Source organism: Streptococcus oralis subsp. dentisani (genome assembly GCF_002096685.1).
Taxonomy (GTDB): domain Bacteria; phylum Bacillota; class Bacilli; order Lactobacillales; family Streptococcaceae; genus Streptococcus; species Streptococcus oralis_AD.
Genome location: NZ_NCVA01000034.1, coordinates 1 through 14,581, shown reverse-complemented (window position 1 = coordinate 14,581; position 14,581 = coordinate 1). Strand labels below are relative to the sequence as shown.

At 42.2% G+C, this 14,581-nt stretch carries 13 protein-coding genes; 2 read left to right on the top strand and 11 right to left on the bottom strand.

Going from position 1 to position 14,581, the window contains the following annotated elements; genetic code table 11:
• Positions 1 to 12: 12 nt before the first annotated feature.
• From mltG to B7705_RS10055, 11 genes are all read right to left on the bottom strand, one after another.
• Positions 13 to 1,719: an endolytic transglycosylase MltG gene (gene mltG, locus B7705_RS00700; protein WP_084946870.1), complete on the bottom strand. Its 1,707-nt coding sequence runs from the start codon at positions 1,717 to 1,719 to the stop codon at positions 13 to 15.
• A gap of 62 nt (positions 1,720 to 1,781) precedes the next feature.
• Positions 1,782 to 2,270: a GNAT family N-acetyltransferase gene (locus B7705_RS00695; protein ID WP_000702427.1), complete on the bottom strand. Its 489-nt coding sequence runs from the start codon at positions 2,268 to 2,270 to the stop codon at positions 1,782 to 1,784.
• A complete protein-coding gene (locus tag B7705_RS00690; protein ID WP_084946869.1) occupies positions 2,267 to 2,734 on the bottom strand; it encodes a GNAT family N-acetyltransferase in 468 nt (155 codons plus the stop codon). Before B7705_RS00690 ends, B7705_RS00695 begins: the two co-directional genes overlap by 4 nt.
• A gap of 9 nt (positions 2,735 to 2,743) precedes the next feature.
• On the bottom strand, positions 2,744 to 4,078 hold the full coding sequence (murC, locus tag B7705_RS00685; protein WP_084946866.1) for a UDP-N-acetylmuramate--L-alanine ligase: 1,335 nt from the start codon (positions 4,076 to 4,078) through the stop codon (positions 2,744 to 2,746).
• Positions 4,079 to 4,089: 11 nt separating this feature from the next.
• Positions 4,090 to 4,701, bottom strand: coding sequence for a cystathionine gamma-synthase (locus tag B7705_RS00680; protein ID WP_084946864.1), 612 nt, complete (start codon positions 4,699 to 4,701; stop codon positions 4,090 to 4,092).
• 47 nt (positions 4,702 to 4,748) lie between these two features.
• Positions 4,749 to 7,844: a DEAD/DEAH box helicase gene (locus B7705_RS00675; RefSeq protein ID WP_084946861.1), complete on the bottom strand. Its 3,096-nt coding sequence runs from the start codon at positions 7,842 to 7,844 to the stop codon at positions 4,749 to 4,751.
• Positions 7,845 to 7,936: 92 nt separating this feature from the next.
• A complete protein-coding gene (locus B7705_RS00670) occupies positions 7,937 to 9,103 on the bottom strand; it encodes a MalY/PatB family protein (RefSeq protein WP_084946858.1) in 1,167 nt (388 codons plus the stop codon).
• A 7-nt stretch (positions 9,104 to 9,110) separates the two neighbouring features.
• Entirely contained in the window at positions 9,111 to 10,205 is a 1,095-nt protein-coding gene (locus B7705_RS00665; protein ID WP_084946856.1) for a cystathionine gamma-synthase, read from the bottom strand.
• A 145-nt stretch (positions 10,206 to 10,350) separates the two neighbouring features.
• Complete coding sequence (locus tag B7705_RS00660; protein WP_084946853.1) at positions 10,351 to 12,309, bottom strand: peptide ABC transporter substrate-binding protein; 1,959 nt, start codon at positions 12,307 to 12,309, stop codon at positions 10,351 to 10,353.
• Positions 12,310 to 12,540: 231 nt separating this feature from the next.
• Complete coding sequence (locus tag B7705_RS00655; protein ID WP_084946852.1) at positions 12,541 to 12,822, bottom strand: hypothetical protein; 282 nt, start codon at positions 12,820 to 12,822, stop codon at positions 12,541 to 12,543.
• A 45-nt stretch (positions 12,823 to 12,867) separates the two neighbouring features.
• Positions 12,868 to 13,605 carry an LPXTG cell wall anchor domain-containing protein gene (locus B7705_RS10055; protein ID WP_275655567.1) on the bottom strand — a complete coding sequence of 246 codons (738 nt, stop codon included), beginning with the start codon at positions 13,603 to 13,605 and terminating at the stop codon, positions 12,868 to 12,870.
• A 16-nt stretch (positions 13,606 to 13,621) separates the two neighbouring features.
• Here B7705_RS10055 and B7705_RS10050 point away from each other — a divergent pair, with 16 nt between their 5' ends.
• Together B7705_RS10050 and B7705_RS10045 are read left to right on the top strand one after the other, a co-directional pair.
• Positions 13,622 to 14,149, top strand: coding sequence for a hypothetical protein (locus B7705_RS10050; RefSeq protein ID WP_275655566.1), 528 nt, complete (start codon positions 13,622 to 13,624; stop codon positions 14,147 to 14,149).
• A 27-nt stretch (positions 14,150 to 14,176) separates the two neighbouring features.
• Positions 14,177 to 14,581 (top strand): hypothetical protein (locus B7705_RS10045; RefSeq protein WP_463606925.1); only part of this gene is annotated, 405 nt, incomplete at its 3' end.

The window sequence follows — 14,581 nt, the reverse complement described above, 5'->3', positions numbered from 1 at the left end:
AAACCACATAATTTAGTTTGAACTACTTGATTGGGTTAGTTTGCTATTGATATGTTCTGCAACGTTTTGATCATGTTCTTCTTTGGTCGTTGCAAAGTACACTTTACCATCTTCGACATTGGCTACAAAGTATAAGTAGTCACTCTTTGTCTGATTTACACTTGCTTCGATGGCATCCAGACTTGGACTGTCTACCGGTCCAGGCATGAGGCCAAGGTGTGTATAAACATTGTAAGGTGAATCAATCGTTGTATCAATTCCAGCATCATCCGCTAGGCTAATCTTTTGACCAAGCTTGCCTTGAGCATACAGGATAGCGATATTACTTTGAAGTGGCATACCGACATTCAAGCGGTTATAGAAGACACCTGCGATTTTCTTGCGGTCTTCTGTCTTAGCACCTTCTTTTTCAACAAGAGAAGCGATACTGAGCAATTCATTGACTGTCAGGTTCTTTTCTTTGATCGTAGCGTAATATGGTGACATAGCCTTATCCATAGCAGCTAACATCTCATCAATCAAACTTTCAACTGTAGTGCTTTCTTTGATGGTATAAGTTGCTGGGAAAAGGTAACCTTCTAGGCGATAACGAACGCCACTGTCTTTTGTTGGGAGACTTCCAAGAAGGTTTGGATACTTGGCTACTAATTGTGAGATAAAGGTCTCATCTTGAGCTTTTGCTAAGAAGGCATCCGCTGTAAGCGGCTCTTTAAAGTCACCTTGAAGTTGACCTACCGTTTGAGCAATTTGCTCCAAAGTATATCCTTCTGGAATTGTCAAGCTTGCAAGAGCCGGTTCTTGTGGTTCAGGAGTTCCACCTTTCTGCAATTCTTGGATCAATTCATCTGTACTCATGCTCTTCTTCAAGTTGTAATAACCTGATTTTAAGTCTGCACTCTTATATTTAGCATATAAACTAAAGATAAGTCCATGTTTTACCAAACCAGATTTTTCCAAAGTGCTCCCAATTTCTTGAACATTTGAACCTTCTGGGATTTGAACCGTTACGTAGTCCTTAGAGCTCGCATCAACTGGTTTTAAGGATTCTTGAACGTATCCATAACCAAAGAATCCACCAATACCTACGAGCACTAGGAGAACTAGGAAAGTTAGCAAGCAACCTTTGGCTTTTGATTTCTTCTTTTTCTTAGCTGGTTTTACTCCTTCACGGCGACTACGACTTGGAGAATCTGTTAGGTTATCAACTTTCTCAACTGGAGCAGGGACTACATTCTCCACAACAGGAGGGACTGATTCTTCTTTATTGTCATCCATTTTATAGGAAACAGCCACTTTAGTTGGAGTAGTATTAAACTCTTTCTCTTCCTTTTTAGGCTCTACAGCATCAATCTTGGCTGGTGCAGGCTCTTCTAGTTTTGACTCTTCTGGTTCTGGTGCTGGTGCTGTCACTTCGCTTGATTCAAAACTTGGGCGTGGTGGCACACTTGGGGCATTTTTAAGGATTTCATCGACAGTTGACAGAGAGTCTACCATTAAATCTTCTGTGGCAAGATTTGATTCTTGTTCAGAAGGGGCAGGTGGAGTTACTTGAGAAGATGGAGTTGGTGGGGTAGTTGGACTTTCATCCTCTTTTCCTCTTCTTTCTCTCTCTCTGACTCTCTCTAAATCGCGTAAAATCTGTTCTTTAAAGCTTAATGTTTCTTCTTCTCTTGATTTCTCGCTCAAAAGCTTTACCTCCTTGTTGGCAATCCATAACATTATATCTTAAAAGTCGCAGAAAAGCAACAAAATATACCTTTCTCCAACTATATTTCTTGTTTTCAAGGCTTCCAAACCATGTTATACCAAGTCTCACCTGCATAGGTGGACTGGGATATTCCTTCATTAACAAATCCATGTTTTTCGTAATAGGAGATAAGGTAATCATGACAGGTCAGGTTAATGCCTTCTCGTTCATGTTCTAAAGCGACTTCCTTCAGAGCACTTAACAGTTTTTTCCCCACTCCCAAAGCTTGCGCTTCCTTAGCTATGGAGAGACAGGTCACAGAAATATAACCTCCAGGTTTATGGCTATAGTCTTTTATTTCTTCTGTAAAGGACTGATCTTGTAGATGACGATGTGGGACGACCGGACCTTCAATGTAGCCAAGGATACGTCCCTCTTTTTCAGCGACGAGAAAGCTGGTCTGAATTTCCCGCAAATGGGCCTCAAAGACCGAACGAGGAATGGCTTCTTCAAGGGAGAAATTCTCCAGCTCTATCTCTAAAATACGATCTAAATCCGAAAATCTTGCTTGTCTGATTTTCATATTTCCTCCTGATAAAAAGGATTAGCCCAAGTCAGATACCATTCAGAACCACTGCCATAATGACTCCCTGTCACTTCTTCCTCAACAAAGCCATTCATTTCAAAATATGATAGTAACTCATCAGGACTTTGCAAAAGAATACCTTGGTAATCTAGCTCGACAGTCACCTGTTTCAAGGCTGCAAGAAGAAGAGTTCCCAGTCCTTGTCCCCAATAGTCAGGATGAATGGTCAATGATTTTATTTCTATCCATTTGGGATGAATAGACTGTTCTTCTCCCAAAACATAGCCCACGAGCTGATTTTCATCCCCAGCTACAAGAAAGGTACCCGCAATCTTGCGGATACTCTCTTCTAAGGATTGGCGGCTAAGTGCCTCTTCTAACGAAGGATTGGCTTCTTCAATCGCCAACATTTCTTCTAAATCTGATAAGGTGGCTTGCCTTATAGTAATTGGAATTTCCATTTGTTTTTCCTATTGGACGTTGCTTGTCAGATTAGACAAGAGACGTTCAAATGAGTACTCATAGGTTTGGATATCTCCTGCTCCCATAAAGACGTAAACAGCATTGTCATGGTCAAGGAGTGGAGATACATTTTCAACGGTGATAACTTGATTTTTCTTCGTGATCTTGCTTGCTAGGTCTTCTACCTTGACATCGCCATTATCCACTTCACGAGCAGATCCATAGATTTGCGCTAGGTAAACGGCATCTGCCTGATTCAAGGCTTGTGCAAAATCATCTAACAAGGCAATAGTTCGAGTGAAGGTGTGCGGTTGGAAGATTGCCACGATTTCCTTGCTTGGGTATTTTTGACGAGCTGCATCCAAGGTCGCGATGATTTCTGTTGGATGGTGGGCAAAGTCATCGATGATTACCGTGTCATTAACGATTTTCTCAGTGAAACGACGCTTAACACCTGCAAAAGTTTTCAAGTGTTCACGCACCAAGTTCAAATCAAATCCTGCTGTGTAGAGAAGACCAATAACAGCTGTCGCATTCATGATATTGTGACGACCAAAGGTTGGAATGTGGAATTGTCCCAACTCTTGTCCACGGAAATGAACTGTAAAGGTTGATCCAGTCGTAGAACGAAGGAGATCACTAGCTACAAAGTCATTGCCCTCAGCTTCAAAACCATAGTAATAGATTGGCGCATTAGCTGTGATCTTACGCAACTCAGCATCCTCACCGTATACAAACAAACCTTTGGTAATTTGTTTGGCATAGTCGTTAAAGGCATTGAAAACGTCCTCTAGACTTGTAAAGTAGTCTGGATGGTCAAAGTCAATGTTGGTGATGATAGAGTATTCTGGGTGGTAAGGCATGAAATGGCGCTCATATTCGTCTGATTCAAAGACAAAATATTTGGCATTGGCTGAGCCGCGACCTGTCCCGTCACCAATCAAGAAGCTGGTGTCTGTGATGTGAGACAAGACGTGTGACAGCATACCTGTTGTTGAAGTTTTCCCATGAGCTCCAGCAACTCCCATGCTGACAAAGTCGCGCATAAAGCTACCTAGGAATTCATGGTAACGTTTGTAGCTGATACCATTTTGATCTGCATAGGCGATTTCAACGTTGTTATCTGGACGGAAGGCATTCCCCGCGATAATCTCTACATCACCTTGTAGGTTCTTTTCATCAAAAGGAAGAATCGCAATCCCTGCCTGCTCTAGTCCATGTTGAGTAAAGTAGTATTTTTCAACGTCTGAACCTTGAACCTTGTGTCCCATTTGATGCAACATCAAGGCTAGGGCACTCATCCCTGATCCCTTGATTCCAATAAAATGATATGTTTTTGACATGCTTTTCTCCCCTACTCAGTAATTCTTGTCAGATTCAACTCTTGGGCAACCTGACGTTCCTGTTCTGTTTGCTTATTCTTTTTATTATAGATTTGACTCTTCTTTAGAAAATCATAGTTGTTCTTTTTAGCTTTTCCCGTTTGGGCTTTCGGAGTTGGATTCGCCACTTGGCCAACCTCCTCAGCTAAGATATAGTGGGACTGGCTCAAGTTTTTACTGAATTTGGCAAACTCGCCTGGATTTTCCTTTTGAAATGGCGCTGTTGGTTGGTTTCCTTGACGAACAAGTGCTGAACCATTGTGTCGTCTGGTATGGCTAACATCCTGAGTCAAATACTTGGCTGAACGTTTCTTCTTCAAGTCCGCACGCGCCTCTTCTCGAGCCAATTCAGCATACGTTTTTTCAACTTTTTTAGGTTCTGGGCTTGGCTTTGACTCCTTATTAACCACTGGAGAAACTACTGTTTCTTCTTCATTGATAGGAGACCATTCCAAATAGTTCTTATCGCGGTAATCACCTTTGATATTGCTAATAAAGTCTGACTCATCGTACAAGTCCATGACTGGCATTTCGGTCAGCATGATCTCATCATCTGACACCAATGGAAATCGATCTTGTTTCATTTTGTATTTCCTTTCAACACTTCATTATAGCGTATTGTCTTGATTTTTCAAGTGCTGGCTTCAGAAATTCCCAAAATTTCACGAATTTCTGCCAAACTGAGACTCGCACGCGACTCCGTACCATCTAAAACTTGGGAAACCAAATGTTTTTTTTGTTCTTGAAGTTCTTGGATTTTTTCTTCAATGGTCCCCTTGGTAATCAAACGATAAACTTCTACCTTCTGCTCCTGTCCCATGCGGTGGGCTCGTCCGATAGCCTGGGCTTCGACAGCCGGATTCCACCAGAGATCCACTAGGATGACGGTATCAGCTCCCGTTAGATTAAGACCGACACCACCTGCTTTCAGAGAGATGAGAAAGGCATCTCTCTCCCCTTGGTTAAAGGCCTTGGTCATCTCCTGTCTATCATGAGCAGGAGTTGAACCTGTGATTTTGAAGGAAGTCAAGCCCAAATCTGGGAGTTCTTGCTCGATTTTTTCCAACATTCCTTTAAACTGGGAGAAAATCAAGACCCGATGCCCACCATCTGCCACTTGTAGCAATAAATCTCGGAGACTATCGAGTTTACCACTAGCTCCTTGATAATCGTCCATGAAGAGAGCTGGCGTATCGCAGATCTGGCGCAATCGCATGAGACCAGATAAGATTTCTACCCGACTTCTCTGGAATTCTTGATCTGTCACTTGCGCTAGGCGGTCTCGCATCTGTTGCAACTGGGCGAGATAGATGGCCTTCTGCTGATCTTCCAGTTCATTTTTATAAACGACTTCGATCAGATCAGGCAGTTCTGTAAGAACTTCTTCTTTCTTACGCCTCATGACGAAGGGTTTGATAAACTGCGCGACTCGGTCAGCCGGTAATTTCATAAACTCCTTTTTACTTGGTAAGAGTCCTGGAAGCACAATTTGAAAGATAGACCACAACTCTCCTAAATGATTTTCGATGGGCGTACCTGACAAAGCAAAGACTGCTGGCACCACAAACTGGCGCAAACTCTGAGCAATCTTGGTTTGGGCATTTTTCATGACCTGGGCTTCATCTAAGAAGAGAAAATCAAAAGCCATCTCTTGATAAAGCTCGCTGTCTTGACGAAAGGTGGCATAGCTAGTCACATAGATTTGGTGATTTTCAGAAAGAATCGCTTCTCGATTCGCTTTCAAACCATGAACGACAGCCAAATCCAACTGTGGGGCAAATTTCCTGAATTCATCTGCCCAGTTGTAGATCAAACCTGACGGAGCTAAAATCAAGACCCGACTATCTTCGGTCACCTGACTAGTCAAAAAAGCGATGGTTTGCAGTGTTTTTCCCAGTCCCATATCATCTGCCAGAATGCCACCAAAACCATAGTGATGAAGCATCTGGAGCCAACGGACTCCCTTTTCCTGATAGTCTCTCAAACTCGCCTGCACCCGTATATCTCCCAAAGGAAAATCCTCTGGATGGATCAAATCATGAGCCAAATGTTGAAATTCCTTCGAAAATGCTATCCGATCGTGGCCTTCAAAAAGCTGAGAAAGACTATAAGCTAGGGATTTTCGAGCCTGGAAAGAACCATCTTTTAGCTCAACACCCAGTTCCTGCATATTCTGACGGATCTGCTTGGTTTCCTCATCAAAAAAGTACACTTGGTCAGAAGAACTGATATAGAAATCCTGATTGCTGGTCAGGGCTTTAAGAGCTTGATCAATCTCTTCTTGGGCAATCCCTTGGAAATCAAACTGAATCTCCAACAGTCCCCCCTTAGACTCGATCTGAACCTGAGGAGCTTGGACGCTGTAGAGCTGATTTATCTTATCAGACAAGAAAACCTGACCCAACTTCTCAAAAGCAGGAATCGTATGGTGAAAGAAAGAATAAACTGCCTCTGGCTTCAAAGCCTGTCTCCAAGACTGAAAATCAGCCTCAAACCCAGCTCCTAAACAGACTTGAAATAGCTGATTTTCCAAGACGGCATCGCTTGAAAAAGGTAATTGTTCCAGCTGTTGACGACTAGTCACCTTAACATCTCCATAGTCAAACTGAATATCCAAACGAATGCGACCGTCATCCTCCATATCAAAGTAAAAGATTGGTGAGAAGGGTCTGATTTGCAAGCGCTCAGGAGCAGAAACTGTACCCAGTTGCCCAAACAAAGGCAGACAGGCGGCCAAACGGTCACGATCACTGTTGTCAAACTGGAGGCATTTTCTCCCTCTTTCCTCCCGAGGGAGCTCCTTGAGTTCCTTCAAAAGAGTTATCTGATTAGGGGTCAAGAAATAAACATTTCCTTTACGAAAGAGAACCGCTCCCCCATAGAATACGTTGACTCGCTCAGTTTCAGAGATTTCCATCTCAAAATAATCGGGATACTCCCTCACAGAAAAAGTGAAAAGTCCCGCATCAGGATTTAAATCATGAAAGAGAAGATTTTCATAACTAATAATCTGGTGTTCGAAATGAAAATCTTCCAAGTTCATCAGCAACTCCACTCCCTGCTCAAAAAAGGTCAGAGGAAAAAAGAGGTGACGACCTTGATTGGGGAAAAAGAGGTCTTGACTCAGTCCCTCCTCAATCAAGCCACATAAGAAAGTAAGAACATCTTGACTAGCTGTATCAAAAGCATCCCAAGACAAGTCATTTTCATAGTGTTTCCCAATCATATATGGCTTTCGATGGACTAAGACCTTCAAAAAGAGAGGGATGTCACGAATGACATAATATTTTTGACTATCAACTAAACCGATTCGGAGAGTCCAAAGGAGGCGATTGGTCCCAGCTTCAACCTGGCCTTGAGCCGACAAAGTGTAGATTTTTTCTCTCTTCTGAGGTTGAATACGCTCCAAAAAACTATCACCAAAACTAACCTTGGTTTCGACCTCTTCTTGCTCTTCATGTCCTTTTTCTAAGGCTTGTAAAATCACCTGGCCTTCTTCATCGTTCTTCAGATAATGCTCGAGCGCTGCGAGGTGAACACAGTAACCTCTTTTTTGGAAAAAATCGCAAGCACAAAAAACCAGATCATCCTCTAAACTGTAGCGCAAGTCTTCTCCCGCCACACGAGTATAGAGGCGATTCCCCTTTTCCTTGATGATCTCAATCTTGCCCTTCTCATAGAGAGTAACACCCTCCATGCGCAACTTTCCTGGAATCAATTTAGCCATAATTACCCCTTTATCTTATCTCTTCATTATACCACATTTTCCCCTATGAAAATAGCCTTCTAGGAATACTTTTCTCCTAGAAGGCTCGATTCTTAAAGGGTAGCAAAAGTAGTCACGATGCGTTGGCAAACTTCTTCCAAAAGTGTTTTAGGCATGGCTACATTGAGGCGGGCATGAAGATTTCCCTCCTCCCCAAAGTCCAAACCTCGGTTCAAGATAACCTTGGCTTCATTCTTCAAAAGCTCTTGCAAGCGCTCATCCGTTAGGTTATAGGCTGAAAAATCCAGCCAGATCAAGTAGGTTCCTTGCGGTTTCATGACCTTGATTTTAGTCTCTTTTTCAAATAGATCCACCACATAATTGATGTGGTCTTCAAAGACTTGCTTGAGTTCTTCTAGCCAATCCTTTCCATATCGATAGGCAGCTTCTGTCGCCAAATAACCCAAACCTGAGATCTCATGCTGGTTATTGGCCAACTGGCGTTTTTGGAAAGCCACACGAAGCTTTGGATTTTCAATAACTGCATAGGAATTTTTCGTTCCAGCAATATTAAAAGTCTTGGTAGCACTGCTCAAAACAAGAGCAAAGTTTTTGAAGTCTGGATTTACGGTATTAAAAGACTGGTGTTTGTGACCAAAGAGGGCCAAATCTTGGTGAATCTCATCTGAAACCAACAAAACACCATGTTTTTGGCAGAGATAACCAATCTTTTCCAATACTTCCTTTTCCCAAACACGGCCCCCAGGATTGTGGGGATTGCAGAGGATATAAAGCTTCACATCCTCTCCCACCATATCCTTCTCCAACTGATCAAAGTCAATCTCAAACAATCCATCCTTTTCCACCAAAGAATTGGTAATCAATCGGCGATTGTTCAGTTTGACACTGCGGGCAAAAGGTGGATAGACCGGTGTGTTAATCAGAACAGCCTCACCTTCTTTTGTAAAGGCTTGAATAGCTGTTGAAATAGCTGGCACCACTCCCTCGATAAAAACGAGAGCATCTTTGTCAAAGTGATACCCGTGTTGACTGGTTTCCCATTCTTGAACCGACTGAATCAAAGCGTCGCTTGCATAAGTATAACCATAGACCAACTGATCCGCATAGGTTTGTACGGCTTGTCGAACCTCAGGCAAAACTACAAAGTCCATATCCGCTATCCAGGCTGGTAGAACTTCTCGATCAGCTTCCGCCTCTTTCCATTTATAGGTATGATGCCCAAAACGATTGGGCAGGCTTGTAAAATCATATTTTCCCATCTTTGTCTTATCCTTCCAAGGCTTGGCGCAAATCTGCAATCAAATCTCTAGCATCCTCAATCCCAATAGACAAGCGCAAGAGGTCATCTGTTAAACCATAGGAATGGCGCACTTCTGCTGGAATATCCGCATGGGTTTGAGTCGTCGGATAGGTGATCAGACTCTCCACCCCACCCAAACTTTCCGCAAAAGAGAAAACCTTGAGGCTGTTCAAAATATGAGGAATACGTTTCTCATCCACTACTTTAAAGGAAATCATGCCTCCACGTCCTGTATAGAGCACTTCCTTGACAGCAGGTGAATCCTTCAAAAAAGCAACCACTTCTTGGGCATTGGCTGTTGAACGTTCCATACGCAGAGACAAGGTCTTAAGACCACGAATTAACTGATAACTATCAAATGGTGACAAGACAGCACCTGTCGTATTGAGATTGTAGAACAGTTGTTCATATAGTTCTAAACTATTAGTCACAACTACCCCAGCCAAGACATCATTGTGCCCTGCTAAGTACTTGGTTGCTGAATGAAGAACAATATCTGCACCATCTTCGATTGGTCGTTGGTAAATCGGACTGTAGAAGGTATTGTCTACGACTACTTTAGCCCCCTTGTCATGAGCTAGTTTTGCTAGTTTTGCAATATCAAATTCTAACATCAAAGGATTGGTTGGCGTTTCGATGTAGAGAACATCCACATGATTTTCCAGCTCAGCAATCAACTCTGCTTCAGTATTAGCATAGGTAAAATGGAAACGGCCTTCTTGCTCCACTTGGTTGAACCAACGGAAAGAACCCCCATACAGATCGCGCACAGCCAAGACTTTACTTCCCACTGGAAAAACACTAAAAGCCAGTACAATCGCAGCCATACCTGAGCTCGTCGCTAGGGCATAGTCTGCTGATTCGATTGCAGCCAAGACTTCCTCCGCCTTACTGCGAGTTGGGTTTTTAGTGCGGGTATAGTCAAATCCAGTAGACTGGCCAAACTCTGGATGCTGATAAGTTGTTGAAAAATGAAGTGGAGTCACCAAGGCACCTGTTGCCTTATCTGACTTGATTCCCGCCTGGGCCAAAATTGTGTTGATGTGTAGTTCTTTGCTCATACAATACCTCCAAATCTATAGTAACTATTGTACCACTTATTTTCGCCAACTCATTTTCTTCTTTTCAAGAGCTAGTTATAGTTTCAAACTATATAAAAGCGATAGTTCCTTGAGAAACTATCGCTTTTCCTGTTGAATAGACTGATTATTTAACGTGTTTTGCCAATTCTTCTTGGGCTTTTTTATTTGATTCTTCTTTTTCTTTCAGCCATTTTTCTTTAGCTTTTTCATACTCAGCAGTTGTCACCGTCTTATCTTGCAACTTAAGATACTTGTATGACTCTACACCTTTATTTCCAGCTTGTGAGAATGGTGCAGAGAATGGAACTGTCTTTCTCAAGCTAGGTGTTCCACCAAGGGAAACGTTTGGAATAGCAAGGGCACTATCAACGAGCCAAGCTTGAATTTCAGCATACTTTTCATAACGTTTTGCTGGATCTTGCTCTTTATTGGCTTCTTCCAACATTTGAGTATAGGTATCAAGTCCAACTGCCTTAGCCTTGTCATTGACCTCACCTGGTTCTAAACCAAAGTTTTGCAACATACCTCCGCTATTAACATTAAAAATATCAAGATAGCTTGACGGATCTAAGTAGTCAGCACTCCAACCACCATTGTAAAGGTCAAAATCCTTCTGGGCTGCTGTCTGAGCTAAATAACCAGAGCTATCATAATCCTCTGTTGACAGTTGTTGGATATCAATAACCACGTTCTCAGTTCCAAGAATAGATTCGATGGATTGTTTCATTGAACTAATCCCTTGAATTTCTGACTTATTGGTCATTTCAACAGTCTTATCCAAGTGAATTGGGAACTGAACACCCTTGGCTTCTAGTTCTTTCTTAGCTTCCGCAAACTTAGCTTTAGCCTTGTCAGGATTGTAGTAAGGATCCTGAGCATCAGCAAAGTTGATTCCTTGCCATTCTTGGCCATAGTTGACCATCTTTTCGGAAACAACATCACCAAAGTCTTTTCCGTTGATACTTACAAATGTAGGAGGTACAACTAGGTTACGAATAATCTTCGTTGCTCCGTCTTCCCCTTGAGATTGTGCCCCATAGGCCGTACGGTTGTAGGCAAAATTGATAGCTTGGCGGAAGTTTTTATTCAGAACTGCTTCTTGGGTAGATTTCTTTTCGATGTCAGTCGTTTTAGAAGTGAAATTATAAGATTTTCTATCTAGGTTAAAGTTCAAGTAGAAAGAAGTGGCATCTTGTATGCTGTAGATGATATTGTCCTTATTCTTCTCTTTAATCCCTTCAAAACTTGAGCTATTTGGATAGAGACGTGCGTAGCTGTATACTCCTTCTGTAAAGTTACGTGCTAGGGCATCTTGGTCACTTCCATCATAGTAGGTCAATTTCACATCGTCCACAAAGACATTTTTAGCATCCCAGTAGCTTGGATTTTTCTTGTATTCAATGACGGATTTTGAAACAAAGGATTTCATTAAGAAAGGTCCATTGTACAAAATGTTAGAAGGATCAACCTTACCAAAATCATCCCCTTTTGATTTCAAGAAATCAGCATTGACAGGGAAGAGAATGGTTGAAGTTGTTTTAGAATTCCAGTAAGGTTCTGGTCGAGTCAAAGTGTACTGAACTGTTTGGTCATCAATCGCCTTAACACCGACAGTTGAAAAGTCAGTTGTTTTTCCGTTGATATAGTCATCCAAACCTGCTACAGAATCTTGAACCAAGTACAAGGCTTCAGATTTTTTATCTGCCGCATATTTCAAACCTGTCACAAAGTCTTGAGCAGTTACAGGGGCGTATTCTTCACCTTCGTATGTATACCACTTGGCATCTTTACGAAGTTTGTAGGTATAAGTCAAACCGTCCTTAGAAACGGTCCAATCCTCTGCCAATGATGGAACATAGTTACCGTATTGGTCATTTTCCATCAAACCATCAACCAAATTGGTAACAATATCATTGGTTGTTGCACGGTTCTCTGCTAGATAGTTCAAACTAGATGGATCACTAGAATAGACATAGTTATATGTTTTAGATGAACTTGCTGAGTTCCCACATGCGCTCAATAGGATACCTGCGCTTAACACGACACCTGCCAGTGTCAGATACTTGGCCTTAGACTTTTTCATTTCCAGAACCTCCTGTTTTAGATATTTGCCTTATTATACAGCTTTGGTTTTATTTAGTCAAGCAATTCCTGTCACAAAAGGTCGAAATTATATTATTTTCTCTACAAATTTTAGATTTTTATCTATTTCGTTAGGGATATGCAATGCGTAGTGTAATATTTTTCCCCTTATTCCTAAGTGCTTTAAAAGCTGTCTTTTAATTCGGATATTCTCTTTGGCGGTGATTAATAACTAGCGAGACATCATTAAGTTCTTTAGAGCGTTTAGAAATGGAAGTCCATCCCTTTTGATTCCAATATCAAGTTGGAGACAATCAGCAAGGATATAAGATGTATAGTATTTGATTTTCAAAATTTCAAAAATTTTAGAATGACGATTCTCGTTACTTTGAATGTTAGAAAAGAGAGAATCAATCTGATTCTCTCTCATGCTTAGTTCGATCTCACCCTCTACAGTTGACAAAGAGCCAAAAACCCCAGATAGCCTTAGGCCATCCGGGGTTCTTGTTTTCATCGCTAAAATGATATCAACAATTTCATTTTAGTCGATTTTTGGGACTTAGTCTTCTAAATCCATTTCAGAAGCTGCTGATTTCTTCTTCTTGCCAAGAAGAGAGGCAGTTGCCAAGGCAGCTACTCCTAATCCAAGACCAGCAAATTGGTTACTTGCAGTTCCTGTATTTGGAAGTTTTCTACCGTTTGAACGTCCTGGTCCAGCAGGTTGTTGTGCAGGAGCTTGTGAGTGGTTCAATGCACTTGAGATTGAAGCACTGTCAGACAAGCTAGCTGAGGTACTTGCACTATTGCTCAAGCTTGTGCTTGCTGATTGGCTCGCACTAGTTGATGCAGATACACTGTTGCTCAAGCTTGCTGAAGTACTTGCTGAAGTTGAGGCATCGCCTGAACCATTGCTTGTACTGATTGAAGCTGATTGGCTTGCAGATACTGATGCGCTAGTTGATTGACTTGCACTTACAGATGCTGAAGCTGATTGACTTGCTGAGTCATTGCTTGTGCTTGTTGAACCTGAACCGCTACCTGAGTTGTTGCTTGCACTGATTGAAGCAGAAATGCTGTCACTCAAGCTTGCGCTTGTTGAGACTGACTCACTTGCGCTGATTGATGCTGAAGTACTATCGCTCAATGACACACTTACTGATTTGCTGAGTGAAACTGACTCACTTGCACTTACAGATTCAAGGTAGCTAGGAAGGTTAAACTCTGGCTTAGATTCGCTTGTTGGCTCACCCTTACTATAGCTGAATGAGTTAGATTGTTGTGACGCACTTGTACTCAAACTGCTTGAAACGCTATTGCTAAGTGATGTAGATGTACTTACGCTGTTACTCAAGCTTACTGAAGTACTTGTTGAAACTGAAGTACTACTTGAGTTGTTGCTTGCTGATTCAGATGCACTGATTGAAGCAGATACGCTGTTGCTCAAGCTTGTGCTTGCTGATTCAGATGCACTGATTGAGGCAGATACGCTGTTGCTCAAGCTTGTGCTTGCTGATTCAGATGCACTGATTGAAGCAGACACGCTGTTGCTCAAGCTTGTGCTTGCTGATACTGAAGCACTGATTGAAGCAGATACACTGTTGCTCAAGCTTGTGCTTGCTGATTGGCTAGCACTGATTGAGGCAGACACACTGTTGCTCAAGCTTGTGCTTGCTGATTGGCTAGCACTGATTGAGGCTGACACGCTGTTGCTCAAGCTTGTGCTTACTGATTGGCTAGCACTGATTGAGGCTGACACGCTGTTGCTCAAGCTTGTGCTTGCTGATACTGAAGCACTAATTGAGGCAGATACGCTGTTGCTCATGCTTGTGCTTGCTGATTGACTTGCACTGATTGATGCTGATACGCTGTTGCTCAAGCTTGTGCTTAATGAGTGGCTAGCACTAATTGATGCAGATACGCTGTTACTCAAGCTTGTGCTTGCTGATTGGCTAGCACTGATTGAGGCAGACACGCTGTTGCTCAAGCTTGTGCTTGCTGATACTGAAGCACTAATTGAAGCTGACACGCTGTTGCTCAAGCTTGTGCTTGCTGATTGGCTAGCACTAATTGATGCAGACACGCTATTGCTCAAGCTTGTGCTTGCTGATTCAGATGCACTAATTGAAGCTGATACGCTGTTGCTCAAGCTTGTGCTTGCTGATTGGCTAGCACTAATTGATGCAGACACGCTGTTGCTCAAGCTTGTGCTTGCTGATACTGAAGCACTAATTGAAGCTGACACGCTGTTGCTCAAGCTTGTGCTTGCTGATTGG

What these genes read in the sequence shown, in the direction of transcription:
- B7705_RS00665 (WP_084946856.1), bottom strand. Translation starts at nt 10,205, where the DNA reads ATGAGCAAAGAACTACACATCAACACAATTTTGGCCCAGGCGGGAATC.
- mltG (WP_084946870.1), bottom strand. Translation starts at nt 1,719, where the DNA reads ATGTTATGGATTGCCAACAAGGAGGTAAAGCTTTTGAGCGAGAAATCA.
- B7705_RS00675 (WP_084946861.1), bottom strand. Translation starts at nt 7,844, where the DNA reads ATGGCTAAATTGATTCCAGGAAAGTTGCGCATGGAGGGTGTTACTCTC.
- B7705_RS00660 (WP_084946853.1), bottom strand. Translation starts at nt 12,309, where the DNA reads ATGAAAAAGTCTAAGGCCAAGTATCTGACACTGGCAGGTGTCGTGTTA.
- B7705_RS00680 (WP_084946864.1), bottom strand. Translation starts at nt 4,701, where the DNA reads ATGAAACAAGATCGATTTCCATTGGTGTCAGATGATGAGATCATGCTG.
- murC (WP_084946866.1), bottom strand. Translation starts at nt 4,078, where the DNA reads ATGTCAAAAACATATCATTTTATTGGAATCAAGGGATCAGGGATGAGT.
- B7705_RS00690 (WP_084946869.1), bottom strand. Translation starts at nt 2,734, where the DNA reads ATGGAAATTCCAATTACTATAAGGCAAGCCACCTTATCAGATTTAGAA.
- B7705_RS00695 (WP_000702427.1), bottom strand. Translation starts at nt 2,270, where the DNA reads ATGAAAATCAGACAAGCAAGATTTTCGGATTTAGATCGTATTTTAGAG.
- B7705_RS00670 (WP_084946858.1), bottom strand. Translation starts at nt 9,103, where the DNA reads ATGGGAAAATATGATTTTACAAGCCTGCCCAATCGTTTTGGGCATCAT.
- B7705_RS00655 (WP_084946852.1), bottom strand. Translation starts at nt 12,822, where the DNA reads ATGAAAACAAGAACCCCGGATGGCCTAAGGCTATCTGGGGTTTTTGGC.